Genomic DNA, 15,368 nt, shown 5'->3' on the forward strand with positions numbered 1-15,368 from the left:
CGCTCTACGGGGCGCCCTTTTTTGTGCCCTTTGCTTGTGGGTGGGGCGCAACTCGGGCAAGCTGTCCTGACACACAGGAGACCCCATGCGCCGATACATTCGCCCCATCGTTTTGAGTGCCACTTTGCTTCTGCCAGCCGTTGGTAATGCGCAGGGCGTTGCGGGGTCCTATCTTGCGGGGCGTCATGCGCAGTTTAACGGTGATTACGCAGCGGTTGGCCAGTATTATTCCCAGGCACAACGCAGCGACGCGGCCAACCCCACCTTGCTTGAGGCGGCCTTGGCGGGCCGTGCAAATGCCGGTGATGTAGCGGGTGCTGTCGCACTTTTGCGTGGCTCTGATCTTGATATGAACCAAAACCAAATCGCGGGATTGATTGCGGTTGCAGGGTTGGCAAAAGATGAACAATTCACGGAAATCGTAGAAGGGTTAGGGGCAGGCCGGCGCATAAGCCCGCTTGTTGACGGCTTGGTCGTGGCTTGGGCAACCTTGGGCTTAGGCGATGTAAGCGCCGCCACAGACTATTTTGAGGATATGGCCTCAATGAACGGAATGAGTGGTTTTGCGAATTTGCACCACGCTTTGGCTAAGGGCACATTCGGTGACTTTGAGGGCGCGTTGGGCCTATTGACTGATGATAAAGTTGGCGCCCTTGGGTATACGCGGCGTTCGATCATGGTGCGCGCTGAATTTTTGAGTCAACTGGGCCGCAACATGGACGCAGCCGCGCTTATTGATGATAACTTTCAACGGGCATTAGATCCTGAATTACAAGAACTGCGCAGTGGTCTAGAGGGGCGCAAAGCCGTACCTCTGACGACAGTTTTGAGCGCACAGCAGGGCTTGGCTGAGGTTTTTTGGACTGTTGCATCGGTTCTCCGCGACGAGGCTGGCCCAGATTTTGCGCTTCTCTACGCACGTGCTGCAGCCTATGTGCGGGCTGATTTTGATGAAGCGAATTTGTTGATCGCGGGTCTGTTGGATGAGTTGGGTAATCATGTTTTAGCGGCGAATGCTTATGGTCAGATCACGCCGGACAGCACCTCCTTTCATGCCGCAGAGATTGGTCGTGCAGAGGCGCTTTTTGAAAGCGACCGCAAAGATGCAGCGGTTGAGGCATTGACCGCTTTGCAAGACAGTCACGGTGATCTGCAGGTGGTCCACTCAACCTTAGGAGATATGTTACGCCGTCTTGAGCGGTTTGAGGAAGCAACGGCAGCCTATAGCACCGCGATCAAGCTTTTGGAGCAGGGCGATCCCAATGCATGGTTTTTGTACTATGCCCGCGGGATAACGTTTGAGCGGCGCGATTTGTGGCCACAGGCAGAGGCCGATTTTCGCAAAGCCTTGACCCTTAATCCCGATCAGCCGAACGTGCTGAACTATCTTGGTTATTCACTCGTTGAGAAGAAAATTAAGCTCGACGAAGCATTAGAGATGATCGAGACGGCCGCGGCTGCACGTCCTGACAGTGGCTTTATCCTTGATAGCCTTGGGTGGGTTTTGTACCGGCTCGGGCGTTATGACGAGGCCGTGGCCCCTATGGAAGTTGCCGCCTCACTCGCTGCGACTGACCCTGTGGTGAACGACCACCTGGGGGATGTGCTGTGGGCTGTTGGTCGGCGGACTGAGGCACGTTTTCAGTGGTCACGTGCATTGTCTTTCGATCCAGCGGAAGATGATTTGCCGCGGATTAGGCGCAAGCTGGAAGTGGGACTTGATGTGGTGCTCGAAGATGAAGGCGCCCCCCCGTTGCCGCCAGTACAGTCTGGTGGCTGACCTCCAGTTTTGGATATTTATAAACAAAAGAAGATCTCATGACATCCGAGACACGCCATTTGGCGCCTGCCAAAGTGAACTTAACCCTGCACGTCACGGGGCAGCGAAAGGATGGCTATCATCTTCTTGATAGCTTGGTGGCCTTTGCCGATTTCGGCGATGACGTTTATGTATCGGATGGCCCGACACATTTAAGCGTTGAGGGTGATTTGGCCGCAGGTGTCCCGACAGGGCAAACAAATTTGATGTGGCGTGCTCTGGATGTGATGGGGGCCGAGGCGTCTTTGAGGTTGATTAAACGTCTACCTGCTGAAGCTGGCATCGGTGGCGGCTCATCTGATGCAGCAGCTGTTTTGCGCGCGATCGGTGGCAGTACGGTTGAACAACAAATGTCGCTTGGTGCTGACGTGCCTGTTTGTATGCATGCAACTGCTGCGCGGATGCGCGGCGTGGGTGAGCGGGTAGAAAAAGTTGCACTGCCGCCACTGCCTGCTCTTTTGGTAAACCCCCGTGTTAGCATGCCGACGCCAGCAGTTTTCAGTGCTATGGCAGAGCGCACCAACGCTGAAATGCCGATGATCCCCATATTCGAGGGTGTTGAGGATGCGGCAGATTGGCTGGCAATGATGCGCAATGATATGCAAGATGCGGCTAGTTCAATCCAGCCAGTAATCGAGCGTGCCTTGTCTGATTTGCAGTCGACCCGTCAATGCCTACTGGCGCGCATGTCTGGGTCGGGTGCGACGTGCTTTGCAATTTATCCAACCATAAAGGCTGCACATTTTGCGGCCTATGAGCTGGGTGCGATGCATACGAATTGGTGGATCAGGCCCTGCACATTAAGCTGAGGCCTATCTGACGCGCGCGACCACATAATCAGCAAGATCAAGAAGCATGTCCTTCAGCTCACTTTGCTCAATCACGCTTAGTGATGCTTTTGCTTTATCTGCCCAAGAAACTGCGTCAGCGCGGGTCGCATTAAGTGTGCCGTGGCTATCCATCAGGCGGAGAGCTTCTTCCAAATCACCATCGTGCTGGTCACCTTTTGCGATGGTGCGGTGCCAAAAATCACGCTCGGTTGTATCGGCTTTGGCAATGGCTTTGATGACAGGCAACGTTAGTTTGCGCTCGCGGAAATCGTCCCCAACGTTTTTGCCGGTGGCTTGGGTGTTCCCGCGGTAATCCAGCAGGTCGTCGACAATCTGGAACGAAATGCCCAACGCGTCACCATACGCGAAAAGCGCCTTTACTACATCATCGTTTTGGCCCGCGATAACACCGCCGACTTCCATTGCTGCTGAGAAAAGGGCAGCCGTTTTGCCGCGCACAACCTTGAGGTAAATATCCTCATCGGTTCCCAAATCTGATGCTGCGGTTAGTTGCAGAACTTCCCCTTCTGCGATGGTCGCCGACGCGTTTGATAGGATGTCCAGCACGCGCAAATTGCCTGTTTCAACCATCAATTGGAATGAGCGGGCAAAAAGATAGTCACCCACCAAAACGCTTGATTTGTTGTCCCAAAGCAAATTGGCCGTGGGGCGCCCGCGCCGTTGGCCGCTTTCGTCTACAACGTCGTCATGCAGCAAAGTAGCAGTGTGAATAAATTCAACGGTTGCCGCCAAATGGATATGGAAAGGTCCATCATAGCCGCACATTTTCGCACTGGCCAACGTCAACATTGGGCGCAGGCGTTTGCCGCCAGCATCGACCAGATGGGCGCTGACTTCAGGGATGCGGGGGGCGTGCTCTGATGCCATGCGTTCGCGGATCAATGCATTGACTGCGGCCATATCGGCATCAAGCGCGGCGGCGAGGCGCTCGTGTGGCTTTGTTGCGGCGTTATCCAAACCCATGAAAAGGCCTCCTTGCTCGACAACCCGTGGCAACTGGCCTTAGATCGGGGGATGAAAGAACTTATGCGCAGCAACGATCCGACGGCCATCGCCTTCGCCAAAGCTTTGCTATCCGGCGAGGGTATAGACTGCTTTGAAATGGACGTAAATATCAGCATTCTTGAAGGCAGCATTGGCATTTTGCCGCGCCGGTTGATGGTACGCCAAACAGACCATTTCATGGCGGCTGCTGCGTTGCGTGACAATGGGCTGACGGTTAGCGAATGAGCGAAACACGCGATGATTTTCTGGGCGGAAAAGTGAAGGCCTATCAACCTGCGCAAGGGTATCGTGCGGGTGTAGATGCGGTGTTGTTGGCGGCTAGTGTGCCCGCAAAACCTTCAGAGACCGCGCTGGAGTTAGGATGCGGCGTTGGCGTGGCCAGTTTGTGCCTTGCCGCGCGAACAGGTGCGGCAGTCACGGGTGTTGAGCGGGACAGTCGCGCGGCGGAATTAGCGGGGCGCAACGGTCTTGATGTGGTGCATGGTGATCTCGCGGCACTTCCCAGTGAGATACGCGAGCGCAGCTTTCACCATGTCTTCTGTAACCCGCCGTATTTTGATCGCGGGCGGGGAAATAAATCGGATGATACTGCGCGCGAGGCAGCACGCGGTGAGCAAACTCCGCTCTCTGTTTGGCTGGATGTTGCTACAAAGCGGCTTCGGCCAAATGGTACGCTGACTGTCATCCAAGATATTTCACGACTGCAGGATGTATTGGGTTCACTGGATGATCGGCTTGGTCGGGTGACTGTATTGCCGATCGCATCGCGGGTAGGGCAGCCTGCGCGGCTTGTGATTGTACAGGCAAAGAAAGCCTCGCGCGCGCCATTTTCTTTGTTAGCACCGTTGATTCTGCATAGGGGTGAGCGGCACGAAGCGGACGAAGAGACTTACACAGCCGAGGTGCGTGAGATTTTGCGGCATGGCGCGCAATTATTCATCCGCAATTAACCACGTGTGAAGAAAATCGGCTAAATTTAGCTGACTACTTGAATCCTTTCGCAGCTGCGGCGTGACATAAGCGGGCTGCGTGTGCTCAACTAAAATCACACATCAGTAGAAAAGGACGCGCCTATGGCATTAAGCACGCATATCCAGCAACTGAAACAAAAGCATGAGAATTTATCGGAGACGGTCGCGCGCCTGCAGCGCATGCCTGCCGTTGATGATTTGCAAATTGCGGCGATGAAGAAAGAGAAGTTGAAACTAAAAGAAGAGATTTCGCGCCTCGGTTCTGCCTGAAGCATCACGCTGACGCGCGCACCGGTTTGAGTGGCGCGTCAGTTATTCAACATCTGCTGCATGAAGCAATCTACGGCCTTCCGCGAAGGACTTTGAGGTGTTGATCTCGTCCAGTAGCCAGTCGTGAAACGCCTTCACCTTAGGGCGGATTTCGTTGCCTTGCGGGCATACAAACCGAAATTGTGCGGGCGTAATCAGTCCCAGATCAAAAGGTGCCACAAGCCGTCCTGACGCAAGCGCGCGCGCAGCGAGCGACACACGACCCAGAACAACGCCCGCGCCCGCAATTGCGGCGTCCAACGCGTGATCCGCTTGGCTGAACCTTGCGCCGTGATCTGGGTCAATATCGACCTTCGCGGCCCGTGACCATTTGGCCCAATCACATGTAATCTTAAAAGCGTCCATGCTGTCATCGTGAATGAGAGGTGCGTTAGTAATCGTTTCTTTGGTGCCGAAGCTTGCCGCCATTTCAGGGGTCATCATAGGCGTGACCCATTCGCTTACAAGTGGTTCAGAATAGACGCCGCTGTAGCCGCCTAATCCGAACCGAATGGCCACATCGACTTCGTCCCGGTCAAAGTCGACCAATCGTAGGGATGCTGAAAATCGTAGCTCAATTGTGGGGTGTGCTTGGGCAAAGTCGAACAGCCTTGGGGCCAGCCATTTAGAGGTGAACGCAGGGCCAGCGGTGACTGTAAGCGTCGTGTTGTCGCTTAAGCGGCGTGTGTTGCGCCACGCGGATGTGATTGCTGCAAAGCCGTCACGTACACCGGGGGTTAACGCGCGACCCGCCTCTGTCAGCTCAACCGCCCGGTTAAGTCGAATGAACACTGGTGTACCCAAATCCGCTTCAAGGGATTTGATCTGATACGACAGTGCTGCGGGTGTGACATTTAACTCATCCGCCGCTTTGGCGAATGACATATGGCGTGCTGCGGCTTCAAAGGCGCGCAGGGCGGTGAGCGGAGGAAGGCGATCAGACATTTCAGTTTAATACAGCTTAACTGACGGTATGGGAAGTCTCGTTTGTAGAGTGCATGCAAGAGGCGCATATACAACAGCAGGGAGAGACACATCTTATCAATGGAGTTTAATATGTTTGAGAGTACAACAAGCGAACTGACACGCAACGCAATGCAAATTGCCCATGAGGAACGCGCTATTGCGTTCCGTCAATTTTGGGCATGGATGCTGAACCGTTTCAACGAACCTGCACTGCGCACTACGCAAGCCTCTGCTACGTAAGTGGCCGCGCATCCGAATGCGTGATGCAGTTTGTCGAAAAAAAGGGCCGCTCCTGAGGGGGCGGCCCTTTGCAATTTAGCTAAAGTAAGCGCGAAGCTTAGCTCATATATTGCCCGCCGTTCGCAGATATCGTTGAGCCGGTTACAAAGCCAGCGTCATCAGAGGCAAGGAACACAACGGCACGCGCCATTTCTTCTGGCTCACCCAAGCGGCCAACAGGGATTTGCGGCAGGATGACTTCGTTCATTACTTTTTCTGGGATGGTCGCCATCATTTCCGTGTTGATATAACCCGGAGCCACCACGTTTACCGTAATGCCTGCCCTGGCGCCTTCTTGGGCCAAGGCTTTGGTAAAGCCGATGTCGCCTGCCTTTGTAGCGGCATAGTTGGCTTGGGCGAATTGACCCTTTTGGCCATTGATCGACGAGATCGTTACAATACGACCAAATTTACGTTCGCGCATGCTGCCCCATACGTTGTGGGTCATATTGAACACGCCGTTCAGGTTTGTGTCGATGCATTCGTGCCATTGTTCGGGCGTCATTTTGTGAAACGGCGCGTCGCGGGTAATGCCCGCGTTGTTTACCAAAATATCAACAGGTCCGAGGTCTTCGGTAATTTGGGCGATGCCGGCGGTACACGCGGCATAGTCGGCAACATTCCACTTGTATGTTTTGATGCCTGTCTCGGCTGTAAAGGCAGCGGCTTTTTCATCGTTACCAGCATATGTTGCTGCGACTTTGTGGCCTTCTGCGGCCAATGCCTTAGCGATTGCGGCACCAATGCCACGGGTTCCGCCTGTGACGAGGGCTACGCGTGTCATATTGATTCTCCAGTTAGGGTTGTTCGGTAATCTAGTTACAAATTAAAAATCCTGCGCACAACTATATTGCGCACAGGATTGATATTTTGGGTGACTTATGGACGTTCTACGCACATAGCAACGCCCATACCGCCGCCAATACATAGCGTTGCGAGGCCTTTCTTCGCGCCGCGGCGCTTCATCTCAAAGAGCAGCGTGTTCAAAACGCGGCAGCCTGATGCACCGATCGGGTGGCCAATGGCGATTGCGCCGCCGTTTACGTTTACGATGGCTGGGTCCCAGCCCATATCCTTATTTACTGCGCATGCCTGAGCGGCGAACGCTTCGTTGGCCTCAACCAGATCAAGATCGCTTGCCGACCAGCCCGCTTTATCAAGCGCCTTGCGGCTTGCGTAAATTGGCCCAACGCCCATGATTGATGGGTCCAGACCTGCGGTTGCGTAGGAAACGATCCGTGCGAGCGGCTCAATGCCGCGCTTTTCGGCATCATCTGCGGACATCAAAAGTGTTGCTGCTGCCCCGTCGTTAAGGCCTGATGCGTTTGCTGCGGTGACGGACCCCTCGCGTGTAAATGCAGGGCGCAGTTTTGCCATGGCATCCATTGTCGCGCCGTGGCGAATATATTCGTCCGCGTCGACTGTAATCTCGCCTTTGCGTGTTTTCACGATGAACGGCACGATCTCGTCTTGGAACTTGCCAGCCAATTGTGCGGCCTCTGCCTTGTTTTGCGAGGCAACGGCAAACTCGTCTTGCATCTCACGGGTGATGCCCCATTGATCCGCAACGTTTTCAGCGGTTTGGCCCATGTGATAGCCATTGAATGCGTCCCAAAGCCCATCGCGGATCATCGTATCGATGTACTGCATGTCGCCCATCTTTTGGCCTGCACGCAATGTTGCGGCGTGGGGGCTGAGGGTCATGTTTTCTTGTCCGCCTGCGGCCACGATTGACGCATCACCCAACTGGATGTGTTGTGCAGCCAATGCAACGGCGCGCAAACCAGAGCCACAAACTTGGTTGATGCTCCATGCAGCAGATTCTTTGGCGAGGCCCGCGTTGATGTGCGCTTGGCGCGCGGGGTTTTGACCTTGGGCGGCCGTAAGAACTTGACCCAAGATTGTCTCGGAGACTTCTGACGCATCGATGCCTGCACGTGCGACGACTTCGCGCAAAACGGCTGCGCCCAAATCATGTGCTGGTGTGTTGGCAAAGCTGCCCATAAAGCTGCCGACGGCTGTGCGTGCGGCGGATGCAATAACGACGTTGGTCATATCCCTGAGGTCCCATTCATAGTTGGCTGGCCCTCGCAAACTGCAATTTTCGCATGTGTTTATGCGCAAAAGGGCCCTGATAATGCCTCTTGCGTAGTGGGAATGGTCTGACGAGTCACGGAAGTATTTAATGTTTACGCTAGCATAAGCAGTAGATTGCCCGCAAAAAAATACGCAGAAGTTTCGGATTGGCGTCATCGTTCTGTGACTTAGGGTCAACTTTGACGTGGGTCTGGCGGAAATCGAAGTGGGAGAGATATTTTGAGTGACGGATTAACGCGGTGCGACTGGCTCGATGGATCTGAGGTTTACCACCATTACCACGACACAGAATGGGGTGTGCCTGAGTACGACAGTCGCGCACTTTGGGAAAAGCTAATCCTCGATGGCTTTCAGGCGGGTCTTTCGTGGACCACCATTTTGAAAAAGCGCGAGGCATTCATTGAGGCGTTTGAAGGGTTTGATCCCCACCGCATCGCTACATGGGATGAGGCGGATGTTGAGCGTCTGCTGGCAAACCCAGGCATCGTACGTCACCGCGGTAAAATCACAGCGGCGATCAGTAACGCGAATGCCTTTATTCGCCTAGAAAGCGAACAGAGCTTTAGTTCCTATTGCTGGTCATTCGTTGGCGACACACCCATTCAGGGGCATATCATGCGCCCCGAAGACCGGCCCGCTCAAACAGTAATCTCGGCAGTATTCTCAAAAGACCTGAAAAAGCGCGGTTTCAAGTTTTGCGGCCCAACAATCGTTTACGCATGGATGCAGGCTTGCGGGCTGGTCAACGACCATTCGATTGATTGTCACAGGTTTGAGCCATGCCGCCTTATGGCGTCAAAAGTGCGCTGAGCATCGCCTTGGCTGACGGGCTGTTCCATTCCGCATCACCAACCATACGCGCAATTTCGCGCCCCTGTGGATCAAGTATCAAAGTTGCGGGCAAGCCGAGTACACCGATTTGACGCGACAGTATCTGCTTAGGGTCGCGGTAGAGCGGCAGGTTTTCAACACCGATATCGTCAAAGAATCTACGTATAGCCGCAGGGTTGTTGCGCCCCGTTGCTATGGTCACAACCGCAAAGTCGTCGCCGCCGAACTCTGCCTGTAATTCTTGAAGCATCGGCATTTCTTTGCGACATGGCGCGCACCACGTTGCCCAGAAGTTCAATACGACGTGTTTACCCTTATAGGCCTCAAGCGTTGCTGGCGCGCCATCTAAGGTTTGAAACTCTGCCTCTGGCATATCTTTTGCGGCGGCATGGAAGTTCAGCTTTTTCATGCTGCCCATCAGCAAATCTTCCAGCGCGGGATTGGCCGCAGCATTTGTTGCGATAAGAGCGAAGGCCATATAAAGCGACACAAGATATTTCATTTTCGCAGACTTCTTCCTGTTAAAGGGCCGTTATGACAAAGACATCGAACCAAATGTGGGGTGGCCGTTTTGCCGCCGGTAATTCAGACATCATGGAAGCAATTAATGCGTCCATCGATTTCGACCAGCGGATGGCGGCACAAGACATTGCAGGCTCGCGTGCCCATGCGGCGATGTTGGGTGCGATGGGCATTGTCACTGATAGCGATGCGACTGCCATGCGGGAAGGGCTGCTCACAGTATTGTCAGAAATCGAAGCGGGCGATTTTCCGTTTTCAAAGCAACTTGAAGACATTCATATGAATGTTGAGGCGCGCCTGAAAGAGATCATTGGCGAGCCAGCAGGTCGTCTGCATACGGGGCGTTCGCGCAACGATCAGGTGGCCACGGGGTTCAAGCTTTGGGTGCGGGACCAGTTTGACGCAGTTGACGCGGCATTGGCGGCACTGATGAAAGCGTTTGTTGGTCAGGCAGAGGCCGGCGCAGAGTGGGTGATGCCAGGCTTTACGCATTTGCAAGTGGCACAGCCCGTCACTTGGGGTCATCACATGCTGGCGTATGTCGAAATGCTGGACCGTGATCGGGCGCGCTTTGCGGATGCGCGCAAGCGGATGAACACATCGCCTTTGGGGGCTGCTGCATTGGCAGGTACTGGCTTTGCGATTGACCGCGACATGACTGCGACTGAGCTTGGTTTTTACCGACCTATGTCCAACTCGCTTGATGCGGTGTCTGATCGTGATTTCGCCCTCGAATTTTTAAGCTCCGCGTCAATTTGCGGGATGCATCTTAGCCGTTTCGCCGAGGAGCTTGTCATCTGGTCGTCTGCGCAATTCCGCTTTGTCACCCTGTCGGACAGCTTTTCAACAGGCTCGTCGATCATGCCACAAAAGAAGAACCCCGATGCGGCCGAGTTGATCCGTGCAAAGATTGGCCGGATTTTCGGCGCCAATGTTGCTTTGATGACTGTGATGAAAGGCCTGCCACTGGCCTATTCCAAAGACATGCAAGAAGACAAAGAACAGGTCTTTGATGCGGCTGATAATTTGATGCTGGCGATTGCTGCGATGGAAGGCATGGTCAGTGATATGACTGCAAATGTCGCTGAACTTGAAAAGGCGGCCGCCACAGGGTTCAGCACGGCCACGGATTTGGCAGACTGGCTTGTGCGTGAACTTGGGCTACCCTTCCGTGAGGCGCACCATGTGACAGGCGCGCTCGTCGCCATGGCTGAGCAGGGTGGCTGTGATTTGCTTGACCTCAGTCTTGAGCAGATGAAAACGGTGCATGAGGGCATTACGGCAAGTGTGTTTGACGTATTGGGCGTCCATAATTCAGTTGCCTCACGCACATCATTTGGCGGCACAGCGCCTGTTCGCGTGCGCGAGCAAGTTGCCCGTTGGAAGGAACATTTGGGATGAGAGTAATCGGTATTTGTTTAGTTGTAGCAACCTTGGCCGGATGCGGTGCTGACGGTCAGCCTGTACGCCCGACAGGTGGTGTAGGCGTGTCTGTTGGTTCGGGCGGCGTCAGTGTGGGTGGCAATGTCGGCGTGCGCTCTGGCCCCGTTACCGTAAGCGTTGGGCTTTGATCATGATGCGCAATGTGCTCCGTTTGATCTTTCTTGCACTCGCCATTTGGGGTGCCATCCATCCGATGTATTATTTCGTCAGCTGGTTTCAGTCTGAAGGGTGGGCGCTGCGCCCGATGATCGATGCTTGGTACGTCAATGACGCCACAAGCGGCCTCGTTTGGGACCTGACCATCGCGGCCATTGCGCTGTCTGCGTGGGTCATCTACCGCGCATTTGCGGATAGCCTTGTTTATCTGGTGGTGATCCCCGCAACCTTTTGCATTGGCGTCAGTTGCGGCCTACCGCTTTACTTCTTTATCGCCTTGTCGCGCAGCCCCGCGCACGCATCAACCTAAGACCACAGGGATCACCCATGGATCACTTTCTCTATCGTGACGGCGCACTTTTTGCCGAAGACGTTCCCGTCGCTGAAATCGCGGCTGCTGTTGGCACACCGTTTTATGTGTACTCGTCAGCGACGCTTCTGCGGCACTTCCGTCTCTTTGATGAGGCGCTGGACGGCATGGAGCATCTTGTTTGTTTTGCGATGAAATCCAATAGCAACCAAGCTGTTCTCAAATTGTTGGGCGATGCGGGTGCGGGCATGGATGTTGTGTCCGGCGGAGAATATCTGCGCGCCAAAGCTGCGGGTGTGTTTGGTGATAAAATCGTGTTTTCGGGTGTTGGTAAAACCGCTGATGAAATGCGCCTCGCGCTGACCGGTGGTGTGCGTCAGTTCAATGTGGAGAGCGAGCCAGAGATGCGTTGCCTGTCCGAAGTAGCCACATCGCTGGGCATGATCGCGCCGATTACCGTGCGCGTGAACCCTGATGTGGATGCGAAAACCCACGAGAAAATTAGCACAGGCAAAAAGGGCGATAAATTTGGCGTCCCGATTGACCGTGCGTCTGAGGTCTACGCCTTTGCTGCGTCACTGCCCGGGCTAAAGGTTGTGGGCATTGATGTGCACATCGGCAGCCAACTGACCCAGCTTGAGCCGTTTGAATTAGCCTATGAGAAAGTCAAAGACCTGACCATTCAGTTGCGCGCCGAAGGTCATGAAATCATCCGCCTAGATCTTGGTGGTGGTCTTGGCATTCCTTATGAGCGCTCGAACGAAGCGCCGCCTTTGCCAACGGATTACGGTGCGATGGTGAAGCGCGTTCTGGGTGATCTAGACGTTGAGATTGAGATCGAACCGGGCCGCCTTATCTCGGGCAATGCGGGCATCATGGTGTCAAAAGTGATTTACCTCAAAGAAGGGGCTGACCGTCAGTTCCTGATCATTGATGGTGCGATGAATGATCTGGTGCGCCCTGCGATGTACGGCGCATACCACGATATCATTCCTGTTAATGAGCGCCCTGCGGGGGCGCAAAGCGCCACCTATGATATCGTTGGACCGATTTGCGAAAGTGGTGACACTTTTGCCAAGGGCCGTACTATGGCTGCTGTGGCACCGGATGAGTTGATCGCGTTCCGCAGCGCGGGTGCATATGGCGCTGTGATGTCGTCTGAATATAATTCACGCCCCTTGATCCCCGAGGTTCTTGTGCAGGGTGATCAATTTGCAGTTATCCGCCAGCGACCAACCTTTGACGAAATGATAAATCGCGATACCATTCCCGAATGGCTGTGAGGGCTATCGTGCGCTCACATGAGTGAGAGGTGAGCGATGACTGCCAATTTGGCTCTGCCAAAAGCGACGCGAAAAGCACTGTGGCTCACGTGGCTTGGGCTATGGTCTGAACGTATCACGCGCGCTTTTTGGCCGGTTTGGTCGGTTGTTTTTGTGGCTGTTGGCGCGGCCCTTCTTGGTATTCATGAGGTATTGTCTGAAATAGCCATCGCGATTGCTGGTGTTGGGTTCTTTCTGTGTACTCTCGCGGCAATCATACCTGGGATATGGCAGTTTGAGCGCCCGAAATGGGCGGAGGCGCAAACGCGCTTGGACAAAACCCTATCTGGCCGTCCGATAAGCTCATTGCTTGATGCACAGGCCATTGGCAGAACCGATCCTGCATCTCAGGCAGTTTGGGATATTCACCAGAACAGAATGCGCGCACAAGCAGCGACTGCCAAAGCCGTTGAGCCGGACCTTAGGATCTCGCTGCTTGACCCGTGTGGTTTGCGGTTCGTTGCCCTTTTGGTGTTGTCGGTTGGGGTATTGTTCGGCTCATTTGGGCAGCTGAGCAGCGTTACCAAAATAACCCAACCCGCTGATCAACTGGCCATCGGCCCTAGCTGGGAAGGCTGGGTAGCGCCGCCTGCGTATACGGGGCGGCCTACGATTTATTTGCCTGATGTTCCCGCAGGCCCGCTGCGCGTGCCCCAAGGCAGCGAGGTGACTGTGCGCCTTTACGGTGAACTGGGTGCATTAAGCGTGATGCAGAATGTTACACGTCCGCAAGCTGATCCTAACGCTGCTGAGCAGCGCTTTGTTATTGAGCAAAGCGGTGCTTTGGCAATTGGTGCGGCGGATCAAAACGCAACCAAGGCCGATCGCGCGCCGCAGCAATGGTCTGTGATTATGGAGCCGGATCAGGCCCCGTCAATTATAGCTTCTGCGCCGGTGCGTTCTGAGGCGGATGGAACTTTGCTTCAGCAATTTTTGGCCCAAGATGATTACGGCGTGGTCGCTGGAAGCGGAGTTATCTCGCTTGATCTTCTGAATGTTGACCGTGCCCATGGCTTGCTGGCAGAGCCCGAAAACCATCCCCAAATCATACTACAATTGCCAATGACAATCACGGGGGATCGCGCGCAATTTGAAGAAACCTTAACCGAGAACTTCTCGGAACATGTGTTTGCAAATCTACCAGTCGTACTTCAAATGCAGGTCGAGGACAGTCTTGGCCAAACTGGTCAATCTGCCCCCATCAAGATGACGTTGCCCGGCCGCCGCTTTTTTGACCCGCTTGCAAGTGCGATCATCGAACAGCGGCGCGATTTGCTGTGGACCCGTGAAAATGCCACGCGTGTAGAGCGCCTGCTGCGCGCCATTTCGTGGCTGCCTGATGATATATTTCGCGGAGAAGGGACGTACCTTAGTCTGAGTTTTATCATCCGTGATTTGGCCAGTTTAGGCCCGCAAATGAGTGATCAGAAACGTGACGAAATTGCGCAAGCCCTTTGGGAATTGGCAATTGAGTTAGAAGACGGTGATCTTGAAGATGCGCGCCAACGCTTAGCTCGCGCTCAGGAACGGCTAAACGAGGCGATGCGCAACGGTGCCTCTCAGGAAGAGATCGCTGAATTGATGCAGGACTTACGCGACGCGTCACAAGATTATCTGCGCCAGCTTGCGCAGGAACAACAGCGCAATGGCGAGGCGGGCGATCAACAGCAAGCGGGCAATAATCAAGAAATCACGCCAGATCAGCTTCAGCAGATGATGGATGAAATTCAGCAATTGATGGAAGAAGGGCGCATGGCCGAGGCGCAAGAGCGCATGGCACAGCTGAACCAGATGCTTGAGAATATGCGCGTCGCCCAGGGTAGTGGCGAAGGTGGTAGCCAAGGCGAAGGTCAACAAGCCATGGAAGACTTGGCCGAAACACTTCGGGATCAACAAGACCTGAGCGATGAAGCGTTCCGCCAGCTTCAAGAGCAATTTGAGCAAAGCCAGCAACAGGGACAGCAAGGCCAGCAACAAGGTCAGGACGGGCAGCAGGGTGAAGGCGCCCAGCAAGGCAACCAGTCGGGCCAACAAGAGGGCCAGAAGCCCGGGGGACAGTCTGGTGGGCAAGGTGGTGCCGAAGGTTCGGGCGATCTTGAAGGGTCGCTCCAAAACCGTCAGCAAGCGCTTCGCCAAGAGTTAGACGCACAGCGGCGCAACCTACCCGGTGCGGGCACGCAAGCGGGTGATGATGCACGCGAGGCTTTAGGGCGGGCCGAAGGTGCAATGGAGAACGCGGATGAGGCTTTGGGCGAGGGTGATCTGGCCGAGGCGATTGATCAGCAATCTCGCGCCATTCAGGCGTTGCGCGACGGGTTGCGTGATCTGGGTGAGGCCATGGTCCAAGCCAACGACGGCGCTCCTCAAGAGGGGCAGGGAAGACCCTCAGGTCAAAATGGGGTCGCATCCCGCGATCCGTTGGGCCGTGATCGCGGCCAAGGTCGTGCAATACGTGATGGCGAAGGTCTGTTGCAGGGCGATGATGCT

Annotated in this window: 17 protein-coding genes; 12 read left to right on the plus strand and 5 right to left on the minus strand. The window is 54.7% G+C overall.

Translation table 11 applies throughout. The features are described from left to right. Positions 1–85 precede the first annotated feature (85 nt). Both ACTF5M_RS05530 and ACTF5M_RS05535 read left to right on the plus strand, forming a co-directional pair. Entirely contained in the window at positions 86–1,780 is a 1,695-nt protein-coding gene (locus tag ACTF5M_RS05530) for a tetratricopeptide repeat protein (protein WP_438960071.1), read from the plus strand. A 38-nt stretch (positions 1,781–1,818) separates the two neighbouring features. Then, positions 1,819–2,628 (plus strand): 4-(cytidine 5'-diphospho)-2-C-methyl-D-erythritol kinase, encoded by an 810-nt coding sequence (locus tag ACTF5M_RS05535; RefSeq protein WP_438960072.1) that lies wholly within the window; start codon positions 1,819–1,821, stop codon positions 2,626–2,628. Positions 2,629–2,631: 3 nt separating this feature from the next. On the opposite strand, the gene ACTF5M_RS05540 is transcribed toward ACTF5M_RS05535, so the two are convergent. Next, positions 2,632–3,633 carry a polyprenyl synthetase family protein gene (locus ACTF5M_RS05540; RefSeq protein ID WP_438960073.1) on the minus strand — a complete coding sequence of 334 codons (1,002 nt, stop codon included), beginning with the start codon at positions 3,631–3,633 and terminating at the stop codon, positions 2,632–2,634. Positions 3,634–3,684: 51 nt separating this feature from the next. Between ACTF5M_RS05540 and ACTF5M_RS05545 the strand changes: the two genes are divergently transcribed. The 3 genes from ACTF5M_RS05545 to ACTF5M_RS05555 all read left to right on the plus strand — a co-directional run bounded on the left by ACTF5M_RS05545 (position 3,685) and on the right by ACTF5M_RS05555 (position 4,916). Beyond that, positions 3,685–3,900, plus strand: a complete 216-nt coding sequence (locus ACTF5M_RS05545; RefSeq protein WP_438960074.1) for a putative signal transducing protein — start codon at positions 3,685–3,687, stop codon at positions 3,898–3,900. Then, a complete protein-coding gene (locus tag ACTF5M_RS05550) occupies positions 3,897–4,625 on the plus strand; it encodes a tRNA1(Val) (adenine(37)-N6)-methyltransferase (RefSeq protein ID WP_438960075.1) in 729 nt (242 codons plus the stop codon). The genes ACTF5M_RS05545 and ACTF5M_RS05550 overlap by 4 nt, the downstream gene beginning before the upstream one ends. 123 nt (positions 4,626–4,748) lie before the next feature. Continuing rightward, entirely contained in the window at positions 4,749–4,916 is a 168-nt protein-coding gene (locus tag ACTF5M_RS05555; RefSeq protein WP_438960076.1) for a DUF465 domain-containing protein, read from the plus strand. Between the two features lie 42 nt (positions 4,917–4,958). On the opposite strand, the gene ACTF5M_RS05560 is transcribed toward ACTF5M_RS05555, so the two are convergent. Next, positions 4,959–5,900, minus strand: a complete 942-nt coding sequence (locus tag ACTF5M_RS05560; protein ID WP_438960077.1) for a transcriptional regulator GcvA — start codon at positions 5,898–5,900, stop codon at positions 4,959–4,961. Between the two features lie 111 nt (positions 5,901–6,011). On the opposite strand from ACTF5M_RS05560, the gene ACTF5M_RS05565 reads away from it, so the two are divergent. Further along, positions 6,012–6,161: a hypothetical protein gene (locus ACTF5M_RS05565; protein ID WP_341246086.1), complete on the plus strand. Its 150-nt coding sequence runs from the start codon at positions 6,012–6,014 to the stop codon at positions 6,159–6,161. Positions 6,162–6,258: 97 nt separating this feature from the next. On the opposite strand, the gene phbB is transcribed toward ACTF5M_RS05565, so the two are convergent. Both phbB and ACTF5M_RS05575 read right to left on the minus strand, forming a co-directional pair. Further along, positions 6,259–6,984: an acetoacetyl-CoA reductase gene (phbB, locus tag ACTF5M_RS05570; RefSeq protein ID WP_438960078.1), complete on the minus strand. Its 726-nt coding sequence runs from the start codon at positions 6,982–6,984 to the stop codon at positions 6,259–6,261. Positions 6,985–7,079: 95 nt separating this feature from the next. After that, the gene (locus ACTF5M_RS05575) at positions 7,080–8,255 is read right to left on the minus strand and encodes an acetyl-CoA C-acetyltransferase (protein WP_341246085.1); all 1,176 of its coding nucleotides are present in this window, start codon (positions 8,253–8,255) and stop codon (positions 7,080–7,082) included. Between the two features lie 261 nt (positions 8,256–8,516). Between ACTF5M_RS05575 and ACTF5M_RS05580 the strand changes: the two genes are divergently transcribed. Continuing rightward, positions 8,517–9,107 carry a DNA-3-methyladenine glycosylase I gene (locus tag ACTF5M_RS05580; RefSeq protein ID WP_438960079.1) on the plus strand — a complete coding sequence of 197 codons (591 nt, stop codon included), beginning with the start codon at positions 8,517–8,519 and terminating at the stop codon, positions 9,105–9,107. Here the strand turns inward: ACTF5M_RS05580 and ACTF5M_RS05585 are convergent. After that, positions 9,085–9,630, minus strand: a complete 546-nt coding sequence (locus ACTF5M_RS05585) for a TlpA disulfide reductase family protein (protein WP_438960080.1) — start codon at positions 9,628–9,630, stop codon at positions 9,085–9,087. The two genes, ACTF5M_RS05580 and ACTF5M_RS05585, sit on opposite strands and share 23 nt — an antisense overlap. A 32-nt stretch (positions 9,631–9,662) precedes the next feature. Between ACTF5M_RS05585 and argH the strand changes: the two genes are divergently transcribed. From argH to ACTF5M_RS05610, 5 genes are all read left to right on the plus strand, one after another. Next, the gene (argH, locus tag ACTF5M_RS05590; protein ID WP_438960081.1) at positions 9,663–11,051 is read left to right on the plus strand and encodes an argininosuccinate lyase; all 1,389 of its coding nucleotides are present in this window, start codon (positions 9,663–9,665) and stop codon (positions 11,049–11,051) included. Beyond that, positions 11,048–11,221: a hypothetical protein gene (locus ACTF5M_RS05595; RefSeq protein ID WP_341246081.1), complete on the plus strand. Its 174-nt coding sequence runs from the start codon at positions 11,048–11,050 to the stop codon at positions 11,219–11,221. Before argH ends, ACTF5M_RS05595 begins: the two co-directional genes overlap by 4 nt. Before the next feature lie 2 nt (positions 11,222–11,223). Then, on the plus strand, positions 11,224–11,559 hold the full coding sequence (locus tag ACTF5M_RS05600; RefSeq protein ID WP_438960082.1) for a DUF2834 domain-containing protein: 336 nt from the start codon (positions 11,224–11,226) through the stop codon (positions 11,557–11,559). Positions 11,560–11,576: 17 nt separating this feature from the next. Further along, positions 11,577–12,842 carry a diaminopimelate decarboxylase gene (gene lysA / locus ACTF5M_RS05605; protein WP_438960083.1) on the plus strand — a complete coding sequence of 422 codons (1,266 nt, stop codon included), beginning with the start codon at positions 11,577–11,579 and terminating at the stop codon, positions 12,840–12,842. A 36-nt stretch (positions 12,843–12,878) separates the two neighbouring features. Then, positions 12,879–15,368, plus strand: a 2,490-nt coding sequence (locus ACTF5M_RS05610) for a TIGR02302 family protein (protein WP_438960084.1), incomplete at its 3' end; no start/stop codon positions are given.

Source organism: Nereida sp. (genome assembly GCF_965655635.1).
Lineage (GTDB): Bacteria > Pseudomonadota > Alphaproteobacteria > Rhodobacterales > Rhodobacteraceae > Nereida.

What these genes read in the sequence shown, in the direction of transcription:
- ACTF5M_RS05530 (WP_438960071.1), top strand. Translation starts at nt 86, where the DNA reads ATGCGCCGATACATTCGCCCCATCGTTTTGAGTGCCACTTTGCTTCTG.
- ACTF5M_RS05535 (WP_438960072.1), top strand. Translation starts at nt 1,819, where the DNA reads ATGACATCCGAGACACGCCATTTGGCGCCTGCCAAAGTGAACTTAACC.
- ACTF5M_RS05540 (WP_438960073.1), bottom strand. Translation starts at nt 3,633, where the DNA reads ATGGGTTTGGATAACGCCGCAACAAAGCCACACGAGCGCCTCGCCGCC.
- ACTF5M_RS05545 (WP_438960074.1), top strand. Translation starts at nt 3,685, where the DNA reads ATGAAAGAACTTATGCGCAGCAACGATCCGACGGCCATCGCCTTCGCC.
- ACTF5M_RS05550 (WP_438960075.1), top strand. Translation starts at nt 3,897, where the DNA reads ATGAGCGAAACACGCGATGATTTTCTGGGCGGAAAAGTGAAGGCCTAT.
- ACTF5M_RS05555 (WP_438960076.1), top strand. Translation starts at nt 4,749, where the DNA reads ATGGCATTAAGCACGCATATCCAGCAACTGAAACAAAAGCATGAGAAT.
- ACTF5M_RS05560 (WP_438960077.1), bottom strand. Translation starts at nt 5,900, where the DNA reads ATGTCTGATCGCCTTCCTCCGCTCACCGCCCTGCGCGCCTTTGAAGCC.
- ACTF5M_RS05565 (WP_341246086.1), top strand. Translation starts at nt 6,012, where the DNA reads ATGTTTGAGAGTACAACAAGCGAACTGACACGCAACGCAATGCAAATT.
- phbB (WP_438960078.1), bottom strand. Translation starts at nt 6,984, where the DNA reads ATGACACGCGTAGCCCTCGTCACAGGCGGAACCCGTGGCATTGGTGCC.
- ACTF5M_RS05575 (WP_341246085.1), bottom strand. Translation starts at nt 8,255, where the DNA reads ATGACCAACGTCGTTATTGCATCCGCCGCACGCACAGCCGTCGGCAGC.
- ACTF5M_RS05585 (WP_438960080.1), bottom strand. Translation starts at nt 9,630, where the DNA reads ATGAAATATCTTGTGTCGCTTTATATGGCCTTCGCTCTTATCGCAACA.
- argH (WP_438960081.1), top strand. Translation starts at nt 9,663, where the DNA reads ATGACAAAGACATCGAACCAAATGTGGGGTGGCCGTTTTGCCGCCGGT.
- ACTF5M_RS05595 (WP_341246081.1), top strand. Translation starts at nt 11,048, where the DNA reads ATGAGAGTAATCGGTATTTGTTTAGTTGTAGCAACCTTGGCCGGATGC.
- ACTF5M_RS05600 (WP_438960082.1), top strand. Translation starts at nt 11,224, where the DNA reads ATGATGCGCAATGTGCTCCGTTTGATCTTTCTTGCACTCGCCATTTGG.
- lysA (WP_438960083.1), top strand. Translation starts at nt 11,577, where the DNA reads ATGGATCACTTTCTCTATCGTGACGGCGCACTTTTTGCCGAAGACGTT.